Here is a 22572-nt window from a genome sequence, read left to right as displayed (position 1 = left end):
GGGGGGACCCTGTGGGAGAGTAGGACGCCGCCGAACAATCATTCGAGAAAGCCCCTTCCCGGGAGACCGGGAGGGGGCTTTCCGCATTTCCGGACCATTCCAGGGAGTGACCAGCGGCGAACCGCTGCCGTCCAGCCGGCCACCCCACCGGGCCCGGCTCCAGGCCCCAGAGCCCGGACTGGCTCCCAGTCGCGCTGGCACGCCGGACCGGGACCGCGTCGCGGCAGAGACCGCCGAGACCATCATCGAGGCTGCTGCCCCAGCCGACCCGGCAGCGGCCGCACTACTCCGTACCAGAACCTCCCACAGGGCCCGCTACCGTCAAAAACCTGCTAAATCTACCGATTCACTGGTCTGATCAGCGGAAATCCGACCCAAAAGCCGTAGTCTCGAAACCGGCGAACAGGTGTCCGGGGGCGCGGCTCCGGGGCGGCACGAAAAATGGGACGTATGGCACGCGGCAGGCTGCGGATCTACCTCGGGGCGGCACCCGGGGTCGGGAAGACGTATGCCATGCTCGCGGAGGCCCACCGGCGCCACGACCGGGGCACCGAGGTGGTGGTCGGGTTCGTCGAGCACCACAACCGGCGACTGACCGCCGAGCTGATCGACGGGCTGGAGTCCGTGCCACGCCGGGAGCTGATCCACCGGGGCGCCGTCTTCACCGAGATGGACGTGGACGCGATCCTGGCGCGCAGGCCGGCCGTCGCGCTGGTGGACGAGCTGGCGCACACCAACATCCCCGGCTGCCGCAACGCCAAGCGCTGGCAGGACGTCGAGGAGCTTCTCGCAGCCGGTATCGACGTGGTGTCGACGGTCAACATCCAGCACCTGGAGTCGCTCGGCGACGTGGTCGAGGGGATCACGGGTGTCCGGCAGCGGGAGACCGTGCCGGACGCGGTGGTCCGTCGCGCCGACCAGATCGAGCTGGTCGACATGTCACCGCAGGCGCTGCGTCGTCGGCTGGCGCACGGCAACGTGTACGCGCCGGAGAAGATCGACGCGGCGCGCGCCAACTACTTCCGCCTCGGCAACCTGACCGCCCTGCGCGAGCTCGCGCTGCTCTGGACGGCGGACCGGGTGGACGAGTACCTGCAGCGGTACCGCGAGGAACAGGGCATCGAGCGCACCTGGCAGGCGCGCGAGCGGATCGTGGTCGGGCTCACGGGCGGGCCCGAGGGCGCCACGCTGATCCGCCGTGCCGCCCGGATCGCCGCTCGGGGGTCGGGCGGCGAGGTCCTCGCCGTGCACATCTCCCGGTCGGACGGCCTGGCGGGCAGCGGTTCCCCGCATGCGCTGATCGAGCAGCGGGCCCTGGTGGAGAGTCTGGGGGGCAGCTTCCACACCGTGCTCGGCGACGATCCGGCGGCCGCGCTGCTGGACTTCGCCCGGGGCGTCAACGCGACCCAGATCGTGCTGGGCTCCAGCCGCCGCCGCGCCTGGCAGTACATCTACGGTCCGGGCGTGAGCGCGACGGTGACCCGGGACTCCGGCGACATCGACGTGCACATCGTCACGCACGAGCATGCGGCCAAGGGCCGGGGCCGGATCCCGATCCGCAGGGTCACCGACCTCGGCCGTACGCGGACGGTGGCCGGCTGGCTGATCGGTGTGGCCGGGCCGCCGCTTCTGGCGGTGTTCCTCACCCAGGTGCACGGGCTCGGCCTCTCCACCGACATGCTGCTCTTCCTGTCGCTGACGGTCTGCGCGGCGCTGATCGGCGGCCTCTTCCCGGCGATCGCCTCGGCGCTGGTCGGCTCCACGGCGCTGAACTACTACTTCACGCCCCCGGTGCACACCTTCAACATCTCCGAGCCGGAGAACATCATGGCGGTGGGTATCTTCACCGCCGTCGGTATAGCCGTGGCCTCGGTCGTCGACCTGGCCGCCCGTCGCACCCACCAGGCGGCCCGCAGCCAGGCCGAGGCCCAGACGCTCAGCGCTCTCGCCGGTACGGTGCTGCGCGGCGCACCCAGCGGAGACAGTCTGCTCACCGTCCTGCTCGACCAGGTCAGGGAGACCTTCCAGCAGGACTCGGCCGCCCTGCTGGAGCGGGCGGGCGAGCACGCCCCGTGGCGGATCGCCGCCAGCGCCGGGCCGCGGCCCCCGGAGCGCCCCGAGGACGGCGACGTGGACGTACCGGTCGGTGCCGAACTCGCCCTGGTGCTGCGCGGGCGGGTGCTGCCGGCCGAGGACCGCCGTCTGCTCGGTGCGTTCGCCGCTCAGGCCGCCGTCCTGCTGGAGCGCCGCCGACTGGCTGGCGAGGCCGCAGCGGCTCGGCGTGAGGCCGAGGGCAACCGCATCCGCACCGCCCTGCTCGCCGCCGTCTCGCACGATCTCCGCACCCCGCTCGCGGGCATCAAGGCCGCCGTCAGCTCCCTGCGCACCGAGGACGTGGAGTGGGACGAGGCCGACGAGGCCGAGCTGCTGGCCGGGATCGAGGCGGGTGCGGACCGCCTCGATCATCTGATCAACAACCTGCTCGACATGAGCCGCCTGCAGACTGGCACGGTCACCCCGCTGATCCACGAGATCGACCTGGACGAGGTGGTCCCGTTCGCACTCGGCGGGGTCCCGCTGGAAGCCGTCAAGCTGGACGTGCCCGAGACCCTGCCGATGATCCACGCCGATGCCGGGCTGCTGGAGCGGTCGCTGGCCAACCTGATCGAGAATGCCGTCAAGTACAGTCCCGACGGTGTGAAGGTGCTGGTCAAGGCCGATGCTCTGCATCCGCCGGGCACGCCCGGCCGGGTCGAGCTGCGGGTGGTGGACCGTGGTCCGGGCGTACCGGAGGCCGCCAAGGAGCGGATCTTCGCGCCGTTCCAGCGCTACGGTGACGCTCCGCGCGGCGCGGGGGTCGGCCTCGGCCTGGCCGTCGCCCGCGGCTTCGTCGAGGCGATGGGCGGAACCGTCGCCGCCGAGGACACTCCCGGCGGCGGCCTGACCATGGTGGTCACCCTGCCCGCCGTCGACCTGCCCGACGTCAACTTCCCTGAACAGCCACCGCTGCCACCGAACCGAAAGGCGGAGCCCGAATGACCCGGGTTCTTGTCGTGGACGACGAACCGCAGATCGTCCGCGCCCTGGTGATCAACCTCAAGGCCCGCAAGTACGAAGTCGACGCGGCCCACGACGGGGCGAGTGCCCTGGAACTGGCCGCCGCCCGCCACCCCGACGTGGTCGTACTGGACCTCGGCCTGCCCGACATGGACGGGGTCGAGGTGATCAAGGGGCTGCGCGGCTGGACCCGTGTCCCGATCATCGTGCTGTCCGCCCGCCATGCCTCGGACGAGAAGGTCGAGGCACTGGACGCCGGTGCGGACGACTACGTCACCAAGCCGTTCGGCATGGACGAGCTGCTGGCCCGGATGCGGGCCGCCGTGCGCCGCGCGGAGCCGGTCGCGGGCGAGGACGACTCGATGGTGGTCACCGAGAGCTTCACCGTCGACCTGGCGGCCAAGAAGGTGAACCGGGAGGGCCAGGACATCCGGCTGACCCCGACCGAGTGGCACCTGCTGGAGGTGCTGGTGCGCAACGCGGGCCGGCTGGTCAGCCAGACCCAGCTGCTCCAGGAGGTCTGGGGCCCCGCCTACCGGACCGAGACCAACTACCTCCGGGTCTACCTCGCCCAGTTGCGCCGCAAGCTGGAGACGGACCCCTCGCACCCGCGCCATTTCATCACCGAGCCGGGCATGGGTTACCGCTTCGAGGCCTGACGCACTCTTGGACCCTGCCGTTCGAACACTTGAAACCGGTACCCTTCGGGCATGAGTGGTGACAACAGCAGCGAGCAGCCGCAGGGCCGCTTCCGGCGCATGCTCAGCCGTCTGACCTCCTCCTCGGAGGAGTTGCAGGCCCAGGAGCTGCGCCAGGACACGGCGGAGTCGGGCTGTACCCCGATCGCCAGTTGCGGGGACCGCGACGTGGTCACCGTGGCAGGCACCCTGCGCACCGTTACCCTCCGGCCCAGGGCCGGTGTGCCCGCCCTGGAAGCCGAGCTCTTCGACGGCAGCGACGCGCTGGACGTGGTCTGGCTGGGCCGGCGGTCGATCGTCGGGATAGAACCGGGCCGGAGGCTGATTGCCACCGGTCGGGTCAGCCATGCCCGGGGACGCCGAGTCCTCTTCAACCCCCGCTACGAACTGCGTCCGGCCGGACACGGGAGCGAGTGAGCGTGACCAACCTGCCAGGCGGCGAGCCCGCCGCCCGCACCACCGTGCCCACGGAGCTCGAAGGGTACGTCGAGCACACTCTGACCGAGTCGGTGGTGGAGTCTGGCGGCCGGGAGTTCGCCGCCTACGAGACGGCCCGGGAGTCCGCTGCCGGGACCGCGGCGAACCAAGGGCAGTACCACGAGCCGCAGCAGTACCAGGAGTCGCAGCAGACCACCGAGCAGGAGACGCCGGAGGCGGCAGCGGCTCGCGAGGCCGCAGCCTCCAAGGAAGCCGCCGACACGGTGATCCAGGCCTTCGGCGGCGTCCGGGGCATGATCGACATGACCCTGCCGGGTCTGGTCTTCATCGTCACCTTCAACCTCACCCACCAGGTCGCCTCGGCGGCCTGGGCGGCGCTCGGTCTCAGCGCGCTCTTCGTGGTGATCCGGCTGTTCAAGCGGGAGACCATCCAGCACGCCTTCAGCGGTGTGTTCGGTGTCGCGATCGGTGCCTGGATCTCGATGAAGACCGGCAAGGCCGAGGACTTCTACCTGCCCGGCCTGCTCTACAACGTCGGGTACTGCGTCGCGCTGGCCGTCTCCGCGGCGGCACGCTGGCCGCTGATCGGGGTGATGCTCGGTCCGATCACCGGCGAGATGTTCACCTGGCGGAACCAGAACCCGGGCCGGCTGGCCGCGTACACCAAGGCCACCTGGGCGTGGGTGGTGATCATGGGCGTCAAGCCGGTGATCCTCTTCCCGCTGTACTTCACCGGCAACGTCAACCTGCTCGGCTGGCTCAAGGTCGCCCTGGGGATCCCGCCGATGCTGCTGGCGATGTACGTGACCTGGCAGATCCTGCTCAAGGCCCCGGCGCCGATCAAGGCGCAGGTCGAGGAGGAGTGACCACGCGTCGAGGGCCGTACCCGGCAGCCGGGTACGGCCCTCGACGCATGTGCGGGGACTACTGCGCGCCGGTTCCGGCGGAGAGCAGTTCTTCCAGCTCCTCCTCGCGCTCCTGGGCGGCCACGAACAGCAGTTCGTCACCGGCCTCCAGGGTGTCGTCCTTGCCCGGCACCAGCACCCGGCCCTCGCGGATGATGGTCACCAGCGCGGTGTCGACCGGCCAGGTGACGTCGCCGACCCGGGTGCCGACCAGCGTGGTGTCGGCGGCCAGGGTGAGCTCGACCAGGTTGGCGTTGCCCTGGCTGAAGCGCATCAGGCGGACCAGGTCACCGACGCTGACGGCCTCCTCGACCAGCGCCGACATCAGGCGCGGCGTGGAGACGGCGACGTCGACGCCCCAGGACTCGTTGAACAGCCACTCGTTCTTCGGGTTGTTCACCCGGGCGACCACCCGCGGCACGCCGTACTCGGTCTTGGCGAGCAGTGAGACGACCAGGTTGACCTTGTCGTCACCGGTCGCGGCGATCACCACGTGGCAGCGCTGCAGCGCCGCCTCGTCCAGCGAGGTGATCTCGCAGGCGTCCGCCAGCAGCCACTCCGCCATGGGCACCCGCTCCACCGAGATGGAGCCGGGGTTCTTGTCTATCAGCAGGACCTCGTGGCCGTTCTCCAGCAGCTCGCCCGCGATCGAGCGGCCGACGGCGCCGGCTCCGGCAATGGCGACTCGCATCAGTGCTCACCCTCCTGCGGACCCTGCGCGAACGCGGCCTCGACGGCCGCCAGATCCGCCCGGTGCAGCGTCACGTGCACCAGGTCGCCCTCCTGGACCACCATCTGCGGCGTGGGCAGCACGCCCTCGCCGAGACGCGTGATGAAGGCGACCCGGACACCGGCGGCCTCCTCCAGAGCGGTGAACCGGTGGCCGATCCAGGACGGCGCGAAGGCCACCTCGGCCAGCTGGATGCTGCCGCTCGGGTCCTGCCAGAGCGGCTCCGCGCCGCTCGGCAGCAGCCGGCGCAGCATCTGGTCGGCGGTCCAGCGCACGGTGGCGACGGTCGGGATGCCCAGGCGCTGGTAGACCTCGGCACGGCGCGGGTCGTAGATCCGGGCCGCGACGTGCTCGACGCCGAAGTTCTCCCGGGCCACGCGGGCCGCGATGATGTTGGAGTTGTCACCGCTGGAGACGGCGGCGAAGGCGCCCGCCTCCTCGATGCCGGCCTCCTTGAGGGTGTCCTGGTCGAAGCCGACCCCGGTCACCCGCCGCCCGTTGAACCCGGCGCCCAGACGCCGGAACGCGGTCGGGTCCTGATCGACGACGGCCACCGAGTGACCCTGTTTCTCCAGCGCTCTCGCGAGGGCCGAGCCCACGCGTCCGCAGCCCATGATGACGATGTGCACGGGATTACCTCACCCAGTCCGTTGGGGTCATGACCTGCGCAAACACCGCTCATCATCCTTCCGCCCCGCTGTCCGGGGGTGATCTCCAGGCCGCGCCTTCGGTTCGGCGCGACGGGGCAGCCGGTCTGCTGCTCCCAAGCTCATCATCCGACACGCTAGCCGGTCCACCGAACGCAGTCTCGACGTAGGTGGTACCGCGGGGGACGTTCTCGCAGTAACTGCCCTTACGATTCCTTAACGTGCCTATGCCTGCTGATCTCCCGAAACGCATCCTGATCGGACGCGCGCTGCGAAGCGACAAGCTGGGGGAGACCCTCCTCCCCAAGCGGATCGCCCTGCCGGTCTTCGCCTCGGACGCGCTCTCCTCCGTCGCTTATGCCCCCGAGGAGATCCTCCTCACCCTCTCGCTGGCCGGGGCGTCCGCGATCCACTTCTCGTGGCAGATCGGCGTCGTGGTCGCCATCGTGATGCTCGCGGTGGTTGCCTCGTACCGGCAGAACGTGCACGCCTACCCGAGCGGCGGTGGCGACTACGAGGTGGCCACGGTCAACCACGGGCCGAACTCCGGCCTGGTGGTGGCCAGCGCCCTGATGGTCGACTACATCCTGACGGTCGCCGTCTCCACCACCTCCGGCGTGGCCAACGTGGTCTCCGCGGTGCCCGCGCTGCGCGGGCACGAGATGGCCCTCTCGGTCACCCTGGTGATCGTCCTGATGGGCATGAACCTGCGCGGTGTCCGCGAGTCGGGCACCGCCTTCGCGGTCCCCACGTACGCCTTCATGGTCGGCGTGCTCGGCATGGTGATCTACGGTCTGGTCCGGCACTTCGGCTTCGGGGCGGACATGCCCGCCGAGAGCGCGGGCTTCCATCTGGAGGCGACCGCGGGCAACGGTTCGCTGGCCGGGTTCGCCCTGGTCTTCCTGCTGCTCAAGGCGTTCTCCTCGGGCTGTGCCGCGCTGACCGGCGTCGAGGCGATCTCCAACGGCGTGCCGGCCTTCCGCAAGCCGAAGAGCAGGAACGCGGCCACCACCCTGCTGATGATGGCCACCATCGCCGTGACGATGTTCATGGGCATCATCTACCTCGCCCACCTGACCGGTACCCAGATGGCCGAGCACCCGGAGACCCAGCTGGCGGGAGTCCCGGCGGACTACCACCAGAAGACGGCGCTGGCGCAGATCAGCGAGGCCGTGTTCTCCAACTTCACCCCGGGCTTCTACTTCATCGCCGGCGTCACCGGACTGATCCTGGTGCTCGCGGCCAACACCGCCTTCAACGGCTTCCCGGTGCTCGGCTCGATCCTGGCGCAGGACCGCTACCTGCCCCGCCAGCTGCACACCCGCGGCGACCGGCTGGCCTTCTCCAACGGCATCATCCTGCTGGCCACCGCCGCGGTGATCTTCATAGCGGCCTTCGGCGCGGACCCGAACCGGCTGATCCAGCTGTACATCGTCGGCGTCTTCGTGTCCTTCAACATGAGCCAGTCCGGCATGATCCGGCACTGGACCCGCCTGCTGCGCACCGAGACCGACCCGGCCAAGCGGCGTCACATGCAGCGCAGCCGGGCGATCAACACCTTCGGTCTGGTGATGACCGCGGCGGTGCTGATCGTGGTCCTGGTCACCAAGATCGGCCACGCCTGGATCGCGATCGCCACCATGGTGGTGCTCTTCGTGATGATGAAGGCGATCCGCCGCCACTACGACCGGGTCTCCCAGGAGCTGCAGGCCGCCGAGGAGGCGGACGACATCGTGCTGCCCACCCGGGTGCACGGCATCGTGCTGGTCTCCAAGCTGCACAAGCCCGCGCTGCGCGCCCTCGCCTACGCCCGGCTGGCCCGCTCGCACACGCTGGAGGCCATCACGGTCAACGTGGACCCGGCGGACACCGAGGCGCTGCGCGAGGAGTGGGACGAGCGCGGTATCGAGGTGCCGCTCAAGGTGCTGGACTCCCCGTACCGCGAGATCACCGGGCCGGTCCTGGACTACGTCAAGAACCTGCGCCGCAGCAGCCCGCGCGATGTCGTCTCGGTCTACATCCCCGAGTACGTGGTCGGCCACTGGTACGAGCACCTGCTGCACAACCAGAGTGCGCTGCGCCTCAAGGGGCGTCTGCTGTTCAAGCCCGGTGTGATGGTGACTTCCGTACCCTGGCAGCTGGAGTCCTCCGAGCGGCGCAGGCCGCAGCGCGCGTGGTCGGCGCCGGGAGCCGTCCGTCGCGGCGAGCCCAGGCACGAACGCGTAGAGTCGGGTAATTCCAGCACCGACCTCACCAACGCCAGCAAGGACTCGACCTCGTGACCCGCAACAACCCGTCCCGCTCCTCGGGGAAGTCCGGCAAGGCCGGAAAGACCTCCAAGCCGGGACAGGTCGCCCGCCCGCGCTGGGGGTCCAAGCCGACGCGCTCGGCCGCCACCGACCGCGAGGGCTACACGGCCCAGACCGCCCCGATCGTCCCCGCCGAGCCGAAGCCCCAGGTGGCCCAGGACCGGCCCGCACCGGCCGCGAAGACCGCTGCCGGAAAGTCCGCGTCGGCTTCGAAGAGCGCGGCCGCGAAGTCCGCGCAGGGCTCGAAGGGCGAGCGTCCGCGCAAGCAGGCCGTCCGTCCGCCGAAGGCGCTGCGCGCCGCCAAGCCGGCCCGTGCCGAGCGCACGCCCAAGGCCCCGACCGGTGACTCGCTGGTCGGCGAGCGGTACGAGGTCGAGGTGGGCCCGGTCGCGCACGGTGGCGGCCACTGTGTGGCCCGGCACGAGGGCCGGGTGCTCTTCGTCCGGCACACGCTGCCGGGTGAGCGGGTGATCGCCCAGGTCACCGAGGGCACCACCACCTCCCGTTTCCTGCGCGCCGACGCGGTGGAGATCCTGGAGGCCGCCAAGGAGCGCATCCCCGCGCCGTGCCCGTTCTCGGGTCCCGGCAAGTGCGGCGGCTGCGACTGGCAGCACGTCACCCCGGGCGGGCAGCGCAAGCTCAAGGGGCAGGTGCTCACCGAGCAGCTGGCCAAGCTCGCCGGGCTGACCCCCGCCGAGGCCGGCTGGGACGGCAGCGTCGAGCCGGTGGGCGGCAAGCTCCCGGCCGGCGAGGTGCCCGCCTGGCGCAGCCGGATCCAGTACGCGGTGGACCCGGAGACCGGCAAGGCCGGCCTGCGCCGCCACCGGTCGCACGACATCGAGCCGATCGACCGCTGCCTGATCGCCGCCCCCGGGGTGACCGAGCTGGGCATCGAGGCCCGCGACTGGCCGGGTGTCGAGACGGTCGAGGCGATCGCCGCCAGCGGTTCTTCGGACCGCCAGGTGGTCCTGACGCCGCGGGCCGGTGCCCAGCTGCCGCTGGTCGAGCTGGACCAGCCGGTCTCCATCTCCCGGATCGACGAGCAGGGGCTCTTCCACCGGGTGCACGGCCGGACCTTCGTCCGTGAGCGGGCCGCCGGGCGCACCTGGCGGGTCAGCAACGGCGGGTTCTGGCAGATCCACCCCGAGGCGCCGACCACCCTGGTGGACGCCGTCCTGGCGGGCCTGGACCCGCAGTGGGGCGAGATGGCCCTCGACCTGTACTGCGGTGTCGGCCTGTTCGCCGGGGCGCTGGCCGACCGGGTCGGCGAGGACGGTGCGGTGCTCGGCATCGAGTCCAGCAAGCAGGCCGTCGTCGACGCCCGGCACAACCTGGCCGAGGTGGACAACGTCCGGATCGAGTGCGACAAGGTCGAGTCGCTGCTCCCGCGCACCGGGATCACCTCCACCGACCTGATCGTGCTCGACCCGCCGCGCGCGGGTGCGGGGCGCGAGACCGTCGCGCACCTGGTCGGCCTGGAGGCCCGCCGGATCGCGTACGTCGCGTGCGACCCGGCAGCGCTCGCCCGTGACCTGGCCTTCTTCCGCGAGGGCGGCTACCGTCCGGTCTCGCTGCGAGCCTTCGACCTCTTCCCGATGACCCACCACTTCGAGTGCGTGGCCATCCTGGAGCCGGTCGGGGAGTAAGCGGGTCGGCTGTACCGCGTCTCAGGGGCGCGGGGAACGGCGCGGGAAGCCGTGCACCTTGCGTGCAGGCTTCCCGTGCCCTTCCCCGCGCCCCTGTCGTCTGCCGGGCCGGGCGAGGGAGGTTCGCCGGATTGCGGCTGCGTCGCGGCCGGTCGGCGTGCGGAACCGGTCGTAGCCTGCTCGTACTCCGATGCCGACTCGCTGTGAGGAGACAGATGCGCCCGGTGTCCGACGTCACGGCGAACGAGGGGACGGGCCTTCCGGCAGCCGTGCCGCCGAGCGGGCGGGCGACGGTGCTGCGGCTCGCGGGTGCGTGCGCCGGGGCGACGCCGGCGGTGGTGCTGCGACTGGCAGGGGGGCACCCGGCGGCGGTGGTCGGGATGGTGGTGTTCGGCCTGGGAGTGCTGGCGGCCGCGCTGCTGCTGATGTGGGCGGCCGAGACCGCCCGGGAGGACATCGCGGGTCCGCTGGCGCTGCTGGCATTCATCGCGGTGCTGCCCGAGTACGCGGTGGACCTGTACTTCGCGTACGCGGCGGGCACCAGGCCCGAGTACGCGGCCTATGCGGCGGCCAACATGACCGGCGCCAACCGGCTGCTGGTCGGCGTCGGCTGGCCGCTGGTGGCGCTGGCCGCCTACTGTGCGGACCGCCGGACCGGGGTGCGGCGGGGTGTGGTGCTGCGCGAGCACCGGCGGATCGACGTGGCCTTTCTCGGAGCGGCTGCGGTCTTCGCCTTCGTGATGCCGCTGACCAGGGAGATCTCCTGGATGGTGGCCGTGGTGCTGATCCTCTGGTGCGCCTTCTACCTGGTCCGGATCGGGCGGTGCAGCGAGACCGACGAGGAGCAGCCGGTCGGCGTCCCGGCCCGGCTGGCACTGCTGCCCCGGGGGCGTCGGCGCTTCACCACGGTGGCGGTGTTCGCCCTGGCAGCGGGTGTGATCTTCGCCTGTGCGGAGCCGTTCGCGACCTCACTCGTGGACGCCGGAGCGTCGCTCGGCATCGACCGCTTCCTGCTGGTGCAGTGGCTGGCACCGCTGGCGTCCGAGGCGCCCGAGCTGATCGTCGCGGTGGTCTTCGCCTGGCGGCTGCGCGGCGACGACGGGCTGGGGGCGCTGCTCTCCAGCAAGGTCAACCAGTGGACCCTGCTGATCGCCTGCCTGCCGCTGGCGTACGCGGCGGGCGGCGGAGCCTTCGCGCTGCCGCTGGTGGAACGGCAGGTGGACGAGGTGCTGCTGACGGCCGCCCAGACCCTGCTGGCCGTGGTCCCGCACTGACTGCGGGCGCGGCGGGCGCCTGACCGGTCCGGGCCCGCGCATCCGGCCAGGGGCTGGATCTGGTTCGACCGCGTAGCGGTGTTGCGTGCAAAGGGGTGACAGGGGGAGTCGGCGGGTATGTTCCCCAGCGCTCGCAGGCGATTTCCGGCCTTCTGGGAGCACTGGAACCAGGGGGGCGTGGGGAGGCCGGAATGCGCCCTTGTTGTGCTAGCACCTCGACGCTAGCGTTAGTTCATGGCGAAGAAGCAGCTGAACGTCCGGGTGGATGCGGCCACCGCCGAGATGGCGCGCGAGCGCGCCGAGCAGCAGGGGATCAGCATGAACCAGTACATCGAACGGCTTGTCAGGCAGGACATGGGCGAGACCGGACGGCTGTTCGTCGACGCCGCCGCGCAGTTCATGAAGGAGTACGAGTCGACCTTCCTCGCCGAGTTCGGCGACGGCCTGCAGGACGTGCGTCGTTGAACCTTGAGGTGGACCTCTCGTGGCTGCTCATGACTGCCGAGCAGTACACCCCCGGCGATCCGCCGGTCACCGACTACGGATCGCTGCTCGCGGCAGTCGCCCGGCACCAGGCCGGTATCTTCGACATCGCCGTCTACCCCGAGCCGCAGGACCGTGCGGCGGCCCTGATGCACCAGCTGATCCGCGTTCCGGCGCTGGAGCGGAGCAACGAGCTCTTCGCCACCGCCGTCGCCTACGCGTACCTGGTGGCCAGCGGCTGCAGCGTCGCCACCACCGCGCGGGAGGTCCGCAGCCTGGCCCGGGCGATCAGGGAGGGCAAGCTCGGCGTCAGCGGCGTGTCCGACCGGCTGGCCGCCTGGGTGGTCGACGAGGCCGAGGAGGAGGAGGTCCGGGGGGACGACGACGGGGACGAGGGCGAGTCCGACTGAGTCCACGGCAGGCCCGGGGCGGCTTCCGAGTCGGGCGCTCGGCCGGGCGTGCCGCTGGGACCGATGCCCGAGTGGGCCCGTGATCGGGGATCCGCCGGACAGGACCTAGGCTGGGGGTTTCACCCCACACGGCGAGGGACCACGGACGTTGCTGCAGGACATCGAGCGCTATCTGGCCTGCCCGCACTGCGCACAGCAGCTGGCCCTCAACGGCCGTACCCTGCGCTGCCCCGCAGGCCACACCTTCGACCAGGCCAAGCAGGGCTACGTCAGCCTGCTGGCCGGCGACGCGCACACCGGCACCGGTGACACCGCCGCCATGGTCGCCGCGCGCAGCGACTTCCTGGCCGCCGGCCACTACCGGCCGATCGCGGACGCCCTCGTCGCAGCGGCAGGCCGGACCGACGGGCTGGTGGCGGACCTGGGCGCGGGCACCGGCTACTACCTCACCCACGTCCTGGAGCAGGTCGGCGGCGTGGGCGCCGCGCTGGACATCTCCAAGTACGCGCTGCGCCGGGCCGCCAAGGCGCACCCCAGGATCGGCGCGGTGGTCTGCGACGCCTGGCGACCGCTTCCGCTGCAGAGCGACAGCGCCGATCTGGTGCTCAACGTCTTCGCGCCCAGGAACGGCCCGGAGATCCGGCGGGTGCTGCGCCCCGGCGGCCGGCTGCTGCTGGTCTCGCCGACCTCCAGGCACCTGCGCGAGCTCGTCGCCGCCCTCGGCCTGCTGTCGGTGGACGAGGAGAAGGAACGCCGGATCGACGAGAAGCTGAGCCCCTGGCTGACCAGGACCGACCGGGTCGAGGTCGAGTTCCGGCTCAGCCTGTCGCGGGCCGACGCGGCTGCCGTCGTGGCGATGGGCCCCAATGCCTGGCACACCGCTCCCGACGTACTCGCCGCCGCCCTGGCCGAGCTGCCGGAACCGGTGGAGGTCACCGGCTCGGTGCAGGTGGCGACGTACCAGTAGGGCGGGACCGCCCGGGTGGCGGGTGGCGCTGGGCGTCAATCGCCGGGGGCGCACCGGACAATCCATTGGGATGAACGGTGCATGCAGGGACGTTTCGCCTCTCCCGGCGGCAGCTAGGGTGCGCCGGGTGACCAGCGAAGCCGCCCAGCCCGCCGCTCCATCGGCCGGAAGTGCCGCCCGGTCGGCCGGAGGCGTCGTCCAAGGGGCCGGAAGCCCTGCGGGGAGGACTTCCGCCCGCCCCGCCGTCGAGGAGCTCAGGCTCACCTCGTTCAAGTCGTACCGCCGGACGACACTCGCGCTCTCCCCGTTCACCGTGCTGTACGGGCCCTCGGGAGTCGGCAAGTCGAATGCGCTCGACGCGCTGGCCGTGCTCTCCCGGCTGGCGCTCGGCGAGCCGATCGGCCCCTCGCTGGACGGCCTCGGCGGCACCGCCGGGCCACTGGCCCAGCCGGTCAGGGGTGGTCTGCTGGGCTGTGTGCCGCACGGTCGCAACGCGATCATCCTCGGGTGCACGGTCCGTTCCTGCGCCGGCCCGATCCGGCTCGAACTCGTGGTGCGCACCGACGGGCGGGTCCGGGTTGCCAGGGAGTGGCTCACCTGCGCGGGGCAGACGCTGGTCGAGACCGGGGAACAGGACGTGGTGAACGGCAAGGTCAACGTCACCTGGCACAACGACACCCGGCAGGGTGACATCCGGGCGCCCTTCCCGAGCGACAGCCTGATCGTCACCCAGATCCCGCTGCGCGTGGCCGGTTCCTCGGCCGGGGAGTGCAAGGTGCTCGCGGCGGCCGAGCAACTCCTGACCGCGCTGCGCGAGATCTTCCCGCTGCACCCCGTACCCGCCCTGATGCGCGACTGGGCGCAGCCCGATCCGGACGCCCGTCTGCTCGGCTCGGCCGCCAACATCTCGGCCGTCCTGGCCAGGGTCAGGAACGAGTGCACCCGGCGTTACGGCCGGCTGCTCAAGGCTGTTCAGGCGGCCGCGCCGCATCCGCTGCTCGGCCTGGACGTGGCCCGTCGCGGCCCCGAGGCGCAGGAGCGGCTGCTCGCGGTCTTCGACGAGGGGGTGCTCGGGCGGACCAGCGCGGACCAGGCATCGGACGGCATGCTGCGGCTGCTCGCGTTCGCCGCCGTGCTGCTGACCGGGGCCGGCGTGCTGGACGTCGAGCCCGCCGCCGAGGTGCCGCCGGCCCATCGCCAACTGGCCGTACTGGCCGAGGATCTGGGAGCCGGGCTGGCCAACGAGCAGATCGCCGCGCTGCTGCGAGTGGCCCGCGAGGTGTGCGAGAAGGGGGATGTCCGCCTGCTCGCCGCGCTGAACGATCCGGCACCGGTACGGGAGGTGGGCGGCGCCGAACTGGTCGAGTGCCGACGGGATCCGGCCACCGGCCACAGTGTGCTGCGGCCCGATCCGCCTCGGGTGCCGGTGCAGTCGGCGCGGGGGGAAGGGGCGGGGGCGACCGGCGCTGCGGCGGGTGCGGGTGCGGGTGCGGGTGCGGGGACGGAGGGGGCTGTGGTGGGCGGTGGCGCCGAGCCATCGGCGATGGGGTAGACCTGGGGTGTGAGTGAGCAGACGAACGGCCCGGCGGGCCCGACCCTGGGGGAGCTGCAGCAGCGGCTCACGGACTTCGCGGCGGCCCGCGACTGGCAGCCGTTCCACACCCCGAAGAACCTGGCGGCCGCGCTGAGCGTGGAAGCGGGTGAACTACTGGAGATCTTCCAGTGGTTGACACCCGAGCAGGCGGCTTCGGTGATGGCCGAGCCGGACCGGGCGCACCGGGTCCGGGACGAGGTGGCCGATGTGCTGGCGTACCTGCTGCAGTTCTGCACGGTGCTCGGGGTGGATCCGCTGACCGCGCTGGCGGCGAAGATCGAGCGGAACGAGTTGCGCTTTCCGGCAGCCGGCCGGGGCCAGGCGGGAGGGGGCGATCAGGCCGGGTGATCGCGGGGCCGTCGCTCGGCCCTGCCGATGTGGACCCTTGAACCCCTGAACTCTGGACCTTGGGCCCGATGGCCTGGTCGGCTGATCCGAGTCCGCCGCTCTGGGCTCGCCGACCTGGGCTCGCTGATCTGAGCGCGCAAACCTGGACCTGCTGGACTGCCTCGCAGTTCACCCGTGTGGGTGACATGAGTTTTCCACAGGACGGGGTTGTCCACAGGATTCGCCGGGGGCGCTGCGCGGACCCGATCCGCGCAGCACGCTTGCGCCGTGACACACCGTCGACGACGACGGTTCGACGCAAGCGAGGGGAGCGGCGGGTTATGGACGCGCTGCGATTGATCAGGACGTCTCGACACGCGTTGGCGGAGGCCAGAAGCGTGCCGGACGCGCTCGCCGAGGCCTGGCAGGCGGGGCTGCTCACCGAGGCGGTCGGAGCGAGGATCGCCGAGCGCGAATCCGGTGAGACCGGCGCGCTGGGCCAGCTGCTCTGCGATGCCGGGGCCCACACCGTCGGTTGTCTGGACCAGTCGTCCGGCGGCGCGGCGGCCGATGGCGGCGCCGATCAGGAGTGGAGCCGGGGCGACTGGGGCGGCACCGGCCGAGCGGCCCGGCTGGACGAACTCGGTGAACTGGAGCCCGTCCTCGAGGAGCTCGGCCGACTCCTGCACGAGGTCGCCGAGACGCTCGTGGTACTCGCCTGCGGTGCCGGCGGCGAGAGCCTCTACTGGCGGTGCATCGACGGGGTGGACGCCGGGGCCGAGTGCAAGGACTTGGTGGCGGAGCTGCTCAGGACGGTACGCAAGCAGTCGGAGGACGAGAGCACGGACGAGGGCAGCGACTCGCCGGACGATGGACACGGCTGGTACGAGGACGAGGAGTGGGACCACCGCCGGGAGCGGCGAAGCGGAGACGACCGGCAGCACGGCGAACGGCTGGGTGGGGAGCGGCGGAGCGGGGAGAGGCACTGCGCGAGACCGGGCGGCGCACCGGAATTGAGTGTGGAGCCGGACGATGCGGGGACCGGGCCGGTCGCGGACCGATGCTCGGACCGGAGTCTGCCGACCCTGGTCATTCCGCTGGCCCCACCGGGCGGGTCGCCCGGCTACCGGCCCCCGGTGGACGAGTCGGCGGAGCTGTCGACGGCGGCCCGTTCCGCAGCGGATCAGATGGCGTCGGCGTCCCCGCCGTCGGCGGACCGTTTCGGCTGTGCGCCCGCGGAGCGGAGGTCTGCGCCGAGACCGGCCAGTGAGTCGTTGACGGACGCGAGCAGGGCCTGCATCTGTTCGAGCAGACTGCCGGGCGTGGTGGTCGCGGGCGTAGTGGGAGCAGTGGTGGCGGGCACGCCTGTGGCGGCTGCTGTCTGTGGTGGGACGGCTGCCTCGGACCTCGGCTCGGACATGTGGGGGCCCCTTCGGCTCGGTGGTGCGACGTGAGGCGGCGGGTGTCGACGCCGTCGGTTCAACGAGCGGCCGGGGCACGCGGTCACCCCCGACCACTCGTTGCGGTCCGATCCCCGCGCCCTGCCGAGCGCAGGGGTGCGAGCGGATTGCGGTGCGGCGTCGGACTCGGCCGGGCACGCCGACCGGGTGCGTGGGGAAGCACCGAGGCCCCCGGCGCCGTCGCAAGGACGACGCCGAGGGCCCCGGCAGAACGCAGGAGGTCAGTTGTGCGCGTGCAGGTCCGCGTTGAGGCCGCCCCACGAGCCGGACCGGGCGATCACCTCGACCGCGCCGCTCTGCGAGTTGCGGCGGAACAGCAGGTTGTCCTGGCCGGAGAGCTCGACCGCCTTGGCGATCTTGCCGTCGGGGGTGGTGACCCGGGTGCCGGCGGTCACGTACAGGCCGGCCTCGACCACGCAGTCGTTGCCCAGCGAGATGCCGATGCCCGCGTTGGCACCGAGCAGGCAGCGCTCGCCGACCGAGACGACCTGCTTGCCGCCACCGGAGAGGGTGCCCATGATCGAGGCGCCGCCACCGATGTCGCTGTGGTCGCCGACCACGACACCCGCGCTGATCCGGCCCTCGACCATCGAGGTGCCCAGGGTGCCGGCGTTGAAGTTGACGAAGCCCTCGTGCATCACGGTGGTGCCGACGGCCAGGTGCGCGCCGAGGCGGACCCGGTCCGCGTGCGCGATCCGGACACCCGACGGCGCGACGTAGTCGGTCATCCGCGGGAACTTGTCGATGCCGTACACGGCCAGCTGCCCGCCCTGGACGCGGACGGCGAGCCGGGCCTGCTCGACGTTCTCGACCGGCACCGGGCCGATGCTGGTCCAGGCGACGTTGGCGAGCAGGCCGAAGATGCCGTCCAGGCTCTGGCCGTGCGGCTTGACCAGGCGGTGGCTCAGCAGGTGCAGGCGCAGGTACGCGTCGTGCGCGTCCAGCGGCTTCTCGTCCAGCGAGGCGATGGTGGTGCGCACCGCGACCACCTCGACGCCCCGGCGGGCGTCACTGCGCAGCGCCTCCGTGGAGCCTGCGCCGAGAGCCGTCTCGGCCTCCTCGGCGGTCAGCCGGACGGTGCCGGCCGGGCCCGCCTCGGCGACGAGATCGGGGGCGGGGTACCAGGTGTCGAGGACAGTCCCGTCGGCGGCGATGGTGGCCAGACCGACGGCGACGGCGCCGCTTGCGAGGTTGGAGGTTTCAGCAGTCACATCGTGCACGTTAACGAATCCCGGCCGTCGGTGCCGAACTCGTTCACCGTCCGGACACGGCTTCGCAACGGGGTACGGGCAAAACCCGGTGCTCAGACGGCCTGGGCTCGGCAATACTCAGACGGGTGTTCATCTCGATCTCCACCACAGGAACGGCCGAGCGGCCTGCCACTGACCTGGGATTTCTGCTGCACAAGCACCCTGACAAGGTGCAGCGGTTCTCGACCTCCCACGGTGAGGCGCACGTCTTCTACCCCGAGGCGACGGTGGAGGCGTGCACCGCGGCGCTGCTGCTGGACGTCGACCCGATCGCGCTGGTGCGGAAGGGCCGGGGCAAGGGGCGCGGGGGCTCCCCGGACTTCGCACTCGCCCAGTACGTCAACGACCGCCCCTACGCGGCTTCCTCGCTGCTCGCGGTGGCCCTGAGGACGGTCTTCCGGACGGCGATGAAGGGCGTCTGCGAGCTGCGGCCGGGCCTTGCGGACCAGCCGCTCCCGCTGCGGATCTCGCTGCCCGCCGTACCGGCGAGCGGTGCGGGCGAGGCGGGTGGCGCGGCGCTGGTCGGTCGGATCTTCGAGCCGCTCGGCTGGCAGGTGGCGGCCGAGGCGATCCCGCTGGACGAGGCGTTCCCCGAGTGGGGCGAGTCCCGGTACGTCCGGGTCGAACTGACCGCCACCGTGCGGCTGGCCGATGCCCTCCAGCAGCTCTATGTACTGCTGCCGGTGCTGGACGGTTCCAAGCACTACTGGGTCGCGCCGGACGAGGTCGACAAGCTGCTCGACGCCGGTGAGGGCTGGCTCGCCGAGCACCCGGAGCTCAACCTGATCATCCGGCGCTACCTGGCACGGCGCTGGTCGCTGGCCCGGACCGCGCTGGAGCGCCTGGAGCTGGCCCGGCTCGCCGAGGCCGACGACCGGGAGGCCGAGGAGCTCGACAACGCGGTGGACGACGAGAACACCGAGGAGGACGCCGAGGAGGACACCGACGGCAGGGCAAGTACGGAGAACACGGAGGGTGCGGAGTCGGCCGGGGCCGGGCGGAAGCCCACCTCGCTCGCGGTCCGGCGCCGGGAGGCGATCCTGGCCGCGCTGAGCGAGACGGGTGCGGCCCGGGTGCTCGATCTCGGGTGCGGGCAGGGCGAGTTGGTCGGCGCACTGCTCAAGGACACCCGGGTGACCGAGGTGCTCGGTGTGGACGTGTCCGCGCGGGCGCTCTCAGCGGCCGCCCGCAGACTGCGGATCGAGCGGATGTCGGAGCGCCAGTCGTCCCGGGTCCGCTTGGTCCAGGGTGCGCTCACCTACACCGACGCACGTCTCAAGGGCTATGACGCGGCCGTGCTCTCCGAGGTCATCGAGCACCTGGACCTGCCCCGGCTGCCCGCCCTCGAGTATGCGGTGTTCGGCTCGGCCCGCCCCGGCGCCGTCGTCGTGACCACGCCCAACGTCGAGTACAACGTCCGCTGGGAGACCCTCCCGGCCGGGCACGTCCGGCACGCCGATCACCGCTTCGAGTGGGACAGGGCGCAGTTCCTGGCCTGGGCGGAGCGGGTGGCCCGCGCGTACGGATACACCGTCACCGTCCGCCCGGTCGGCCGGTACGACGAGCAGGTCGGCGCGCCGACCCAGCTCGCCCTGTTCCGCCTCGGGACCGCCGAACCCGGTACCGGAGCGGCCACCCCGGCCAGCACGACCCCGGCCAGCACGACCCGGGCCACCGCCACGACCACCACCGAAGGGAGCGTGGCCCGATGACCGACACGACCGCAACGCCCGGCGCAGCGCCGACCACAGTGCCCGCTGCTGCGCCGACCACAGTGCCCGCTGCTGCGCCCAGCACAGCGCCCACCCCGATCCGCGGCCTGCCCGTCACCGACGTCTCGCTGGTGGTGCTGATCGGGACCACGGGCTCCGGCAAGTCCAGTTTCGCCCGTAAGCACTTCCTGCCGACCCAGGTGGTGTCCTCCGACTTCTGCCGGGGCCTGGTCGCCGACGACGAGAACGACCAGTCGGCCTCCGGCGATGCCTTCGACGTGCTGCACTACATCGTCGGCAAGCGCCTGGCGGCCGGACGGCTCACCGTCGTGGACGCCACCAACGTCCAGCAGGAGGCCCGCCGACAGCTGGTGCAGACGGCTCGGGAGCACGACGTGCTGCCGATCGCGATCGTCCTCGACGTCCCGCCGGCTGTCTGCGCCGAGCGCAACCGCACCCGTCCGGACCGGCAGCTGCCGCCGCACGTGATCACCCGCCAGCAGCGCGAGCTGCGCCGCTCGATCAGGGGGCTGGAGCGCGAGGGCTTCCGGAAGGTCCACATCCTGCGGGGCGAGGCGGAGGTGGAGGCCGCCGGGATCGTCATCGAGAAGCGCTACAACGACCTGCGCCACCTGACCGGCCCGTTCGACATCGTCGGCGACATCCACGGCTGCCGCTCCGAGCTGGAGACCCTGCTCGTGCGGCTCGGCTACACCCTCACCCGGGACGGGCAGGGCCGCCCGGTCGACGCCGTGCACCCGGAGGGCCGTACGGCGGTCTTCGTCGGCGACCTGGTCGACCGCGGCCCGGACACACCGGGCGTGCTGCGCCTGGTGATGGGCATGGTGGGCGCCGGCCACGCCGTCTGCGTCCCCGGCAACCACGAGAACAAGCTGGGCCGCTGGATGGACGGCCGCAAGGTCACCGTCTCGCACGGCCTGCAGGAGTCGGTGGACCAACTGGCGGGCGAGACCGAGGAGTTCCGCGCCCAGGTGCGGACCTTTATGCGCGGTCTGGTCAGCCACTACCTACTGGACGGCGGCAACCTGGTGGTCTGCCACGCCGGGCTCCCGGAGAAGTACCACGGCCGCAACTCGGGCCGGGTCCGCTCGCACGCCCTCTACGGCGACACCACCGGCGAGACCGACGAGTACGGGCTGCCGGTCCGCTACCCGTGGGCCGAGGAGTACCGCGGCCGCGCCCTGGTGGTCTACGGCCACACCCCGGTTCCGTCCGCGAGCTTCCTCAACAACACCATCTGCCTGGACACCGGCTGTGTCTTCGGCGGCAGCCTCACCGCGCTCCGCTACCCGGAGCGCGAGCTGGTGAGTGTCCCGGCCGAGCAGGAGTGGTACGCCCCGGTCCGTCCGATGCACAGTGACGCTCCCGGCGCCCGCGAGGGCCGACCGCTCGACCTGGCCGATGTGGCCGGCCGTCGGGTGGTGGAGACCGCACGCCACGGCCGGGTCGCGGTGCGTGGGGAGAACGCCGCGGCCGCGCTGGAGGTGATGAGCCGTTTCGCGCTCGATCCCAGGCTGCTCGCCTACCTGCCGCCGACCATGGCGCCCAGTGCCACCTCGCGCCGAGAGGGCTTTCTGGAGCACCCGGAGGAGGCGTTCTTCGCCTACCGCCACGACGGGGTGCGGCAGGTGGTCTGCGAGGAGAAGCACATGGGCTCCCGTGCGGTGGTCCTGGTCGCCCGGGACGCGGCCGCGCTGGAGAAGCGGTTCGGTGTCGAGGGGCCGGGTGCGATCTGGACCAGGACCGGACGGGCCTTCCTGAGCGACGAGGAGCTGACCGGCGCGGTGCTGGAGCGGGTCCGCGCGGCAGCCGAGCGAGCCGGGCTGTTCGAGGAGCTGGCAAGTGACTGGCTGCTGTTCGACGCCGAGCTGATGCCCTGGTCGCTCAAGGCCGCCGAGCTGCTGCGCCGCCAGTACGCGGCCGTCGGCGCGGCGGCGGGCGCGGCGCTGCCGCAGGTGCTGGCGGCGCTGGAGCAGGGTGCCGGACGCGGGCTGGCACTCGGCGAACTGGCCGATCGGCAGCGGCAGCGCGCGGTGGACGCGGAGGCCTTCACCGCCGCCTACCGTCGCTACTGCTGGCCGACCGAGGGCCTGTCCGGGATCCGGCTCGCGCCCTTCCAGGTGCTGGCCGCCGAGGGAGCGAACCTCGCTGTGCGTCCGCACGACGAGCACCTCGCCCGGATCGACCGTCTGGTCGCGGCGGACGACCCGCAGGCGCCGATCCTGCAGAGCACCGGACGCCTGGTGGTCGACACCTCGGACGAGGAGTCGATCGCTGCGGGCATCGCCTGGTGGGAGGAGCTGACCGCGGCCGGTGGCGAGGGCATGGTGGTCAAGCCGCTCGCCTCCTTCGTCCGTCGCGATACGGGCGAAGGCCGTGCGGGCGGACTGGTCCAGCCGGGCATCAAGGTCCGTGGCCGGGAGTACCTGCGGATCATCTACGGTCCGGACTACACCCAGTACCTGGACCAGCTGCGGCAGCGCTCGCTCGGCCACAAGCGCTCGCTCGCCCTGCGCGAGTACGCGCTCGGCCTGGAGGCACTGGACCGGCTGGCGGCGGGCGAGCCGCTGTGGCGGGTGCACGAGCCGGTGTTCGCCGTCCTGGCCCTGGAGTCGGAGCCGGTCGACCCGCGGCTGTGACGTCT

18 protein-coding genes are annotated in these 22572 nt (G+C 71.8%); 15 read left to right on the top strand and 3 right to left on the bottom strand.

The genetic code is table 11. The features are described from left to right. Positions 1 to 450: 450 nt before the first annotated feature. Genes UK12_RS20160 through UK12_RS20145 form a run of 4 tightly spaced genes read left to right on the top strand, consistent with a single transcriptional unit; the run spans position 451 to position 5059 of the window. Positions 451 to 3039, top strand: a complete 2589-nt coding sequence (locus tag UK12_RS20160) for a sensor histidine kinase (protein ID WP_045304446.1) — start codon at positions 451 to 453, stop codon at positions 3037 to 3039. Beyond that, a complete protein-coding gene (locus UK12_RS20155) occupies positions 3036 to 3716 on the top strand; it encodes a response regulator (protein ID WP_045304445.1) in 681 nt (226 codons plus the stop codon). Before UK12_RS20160 ends, UK12_RS20155 begins: the two co-directional genes overlap by 4 nt. A gap of 51 nt (positions 3717 to 3767) precedes the next feature. After that, a complete protein-coding gene (locus tag UK12_RS20150) occupies positions 3768 to 4172 on the top strand; it encodes an OB-fold nucleic acid binding domain-containing protein (RefSeq protein ID WP_045304444.1) in 405 nt (134 codons plus the stop codon). Positions 4173 to 4174: 2 nt separating this feature from the next. Beyond that, positions 4175 to 5059: a DUF3159 domain-containing protein gene (locus tag UK12_RS20145; protein WP_197085018.1), complete on the top strand. Its 885-nt coding sequence runs from the start codon at positions 4175 to 4177 to the stop codon at positions 5057 to 5059. 58 nt (positions 5060 to 5117) lie between these two features. On the opposite strand, the gene UK12_RS20140 is transcribed toward UK12_RS20145, so the two are convergent. Together UK12_RS20140 and UK12_RS20135 are read right to left on the bottom strand one after the other, a co-directional pair. Next, the gene (locus UK12_RS20140) at positions 5118 to 5789 is read right to left on the bottom strand and encodes a potassium channel family protein (RefSeq protein ID WP_045304443.1); all 672 of its coding nucleotides are present in this window, start codon (positions 5787 to 5789) and stop codon (positions 5118 to 5120) included. Beyond that, positions 5789 to 6457, bottom strand: a complete 669-nt coding sequence (locus UK12_RS20135) for a potassium channel family protein (protein WP_045304442.1) — start codon at positions 6455 to 6457, stop codon at positions 5789 to 5791. The genes UK12_RS20140 and UK12_RS20135 overlap by 1 nt, the downstream gene beginning before the upstream one ends. Before the next feature lie 245 nt (positions 6458 to 6702). Here UK12_RS20135 and UK12_RS20130 point away from each other — a divergent pair, with 245 nt between their 5' ends. The 9 genes from UK12_RS20130 (at position 6703) to UK12_RS20090 (ending at position 16939) form a co-directional block, all read left to right on the top strand. After that, on the top strand, positions 6703 to 8757 hold the full coding sequence (locus UK12_RS20130) for an APC family permease (RefSeq protein WP_045304441.1): 2055 nt from the start codon (positions 6703 to 6705) through the stop codon (positions 8755 to 8757). After that, positions 8754 to 10430 (top strand): class I SAM-dependent RNA methyltransferase, encoded by a 1677-nt coding sequence (locus UK12_RS20125; RefSeq protein WP_331386660.1) that lies wholly within the window; start codon positions 8754 to 8756, stop codon positions 10428 to 10430. Before UK12_RS20130 ends, UK12_RS20125 begins: the two co-directional genes overlap by 4 nt. A 215-nt stretch (positions 10431 to 10645) precedes the next feature. Next, positions 10646 to 11704, top strand: coding sequence for a hypothetical protein (locus tag UK12_RS20120; protein WP_052682018.1), 1059 nt, complete (start codon positions 10646 to 10648; stop codon positions 11702 to 11704). Between the two features lie 234 nt (positions 11705 to 11938). Next, entirely contained in the window at positions 11939 to 12169 is a 231-nt protein-coding gene (locus tag UK12_RS20115) for a toxin-antitoxin system HicB family antitoxin (RefSeq protein WP_045304440.1), read from the top strand. A gap of 29 nt (positions 12170 to 12198) precedes the next feature. Continuing rightward, a complete protein-coding gene (locus UK12_RS20110; protein ID WP_231591300.1) occupies positions 12199 to 12597 on the top strand; it encodes a hypothetical protein in 399 nt (132 codons plus the stop codon). A 148-nt stretch (positions 12598 to 12745) separates the two neighbouring features. Continuing rightward, entirely contained in the window at positions 12746 to 13564 is an 819-nt protein-coding gene (locus tag UK12_RS20105; protein WP_045304438.1) for a putative RNA methyltransferase, read from the top strand. Positions 13565 to 13691: 127 nt separating this feature from the next. Next, complete coding sequence (locus tag UK12_RS20100) at positions 13692 to 15116, top strand: AAA family ATPase (protein ID WP_052682017.1); 1425 nt, start codon at positions 13692 to 13694, stop codon at positions 15114 to 15116. A gap of 9 nt (positions 15117 to 15125) precedes the next feature. Next, a complete protein-coding gene (locus UK12_RS20095) occupies positions 15126 to 15506 on the top strand; it encodes a nucleotide pyrophosphohydrolase (RefSeq protein WP_197085016.1) in 381 nt (126 codons plus the stop codon). A gap of 68 nt (positions 15507 to 15574) precedes the next feature. Continuing rightward, positions 15575 to 16939, top strand: coding sequence for a DUF6099 family protein (locus UK12_RS20090; protein WP_331386659.1), 1365 nt, complete (start codon positions 15575 to 15577; stop codon positions 16937 to 16939). 227 nt (positions 16940 to 17166) lie between these two features. On the opposite strand, the gene dapD is transcribed toward UK12_RS20090, so the two are convergent. Beyond that, entirely contained in the window at positions 17167 to 18165 is a 999-nt protein-coding gene (gene dapD / locus UK12_RS20085) for a 2,3,4,5-tetrahydropyridine-2,6-dicarboxylate N-succinyltransferase (RefSeq protein WP_442973827.1), read from the bottom strand. A gap of 116 nt (positions 18166 to 18281) precedes the next feature. Here dapD and UK12_RS20080 point away from each other — a divergent pair, with 116 nt between their 5' ends. Further along, the gene (locus UK12_RS20080; protein WP_045304435.1) at positions 18282 to 19907 is read left to right on the top strand and encodes a 3' terminal RNA ribose 2'-O-methyltransferase Hen1; all 1626 of its coding nucleotides are present in this window, start codon (positions 18282 to 18284) and stop codon (positions 19905 to 19907) included. Next, positions 19904 to 22567: a polynucleotide kinase-phosphatase gene (locus UK12_RS20075; RefSeq protein ID WP_082119775.1), complete on the top strand. Its 2664-nt coding sequence runs from the start codon at positions 19904 to 19906 to the stop codon at positions 22565 to 22567. The genes UK12_RS20080 and UK12_RS20075 overlap by 4 nt, the downstream gene beginning before the upstream one ends. Positions 22568 to 22572 lie beyond the last annotated feature (5 nt).

Source organism: Saccharothrix sp. ST-888, from assembly GCF_000955975.1.
Classification (GTDB): domain Bacteria; phylum Actinomycetota; class Actinomycetes; order Streptomycetales; family Streptomycetaceae; genus Kitasatospora.
This window is presented reverse-complemented; position numbering and strand designations above follow the sequence as displayed.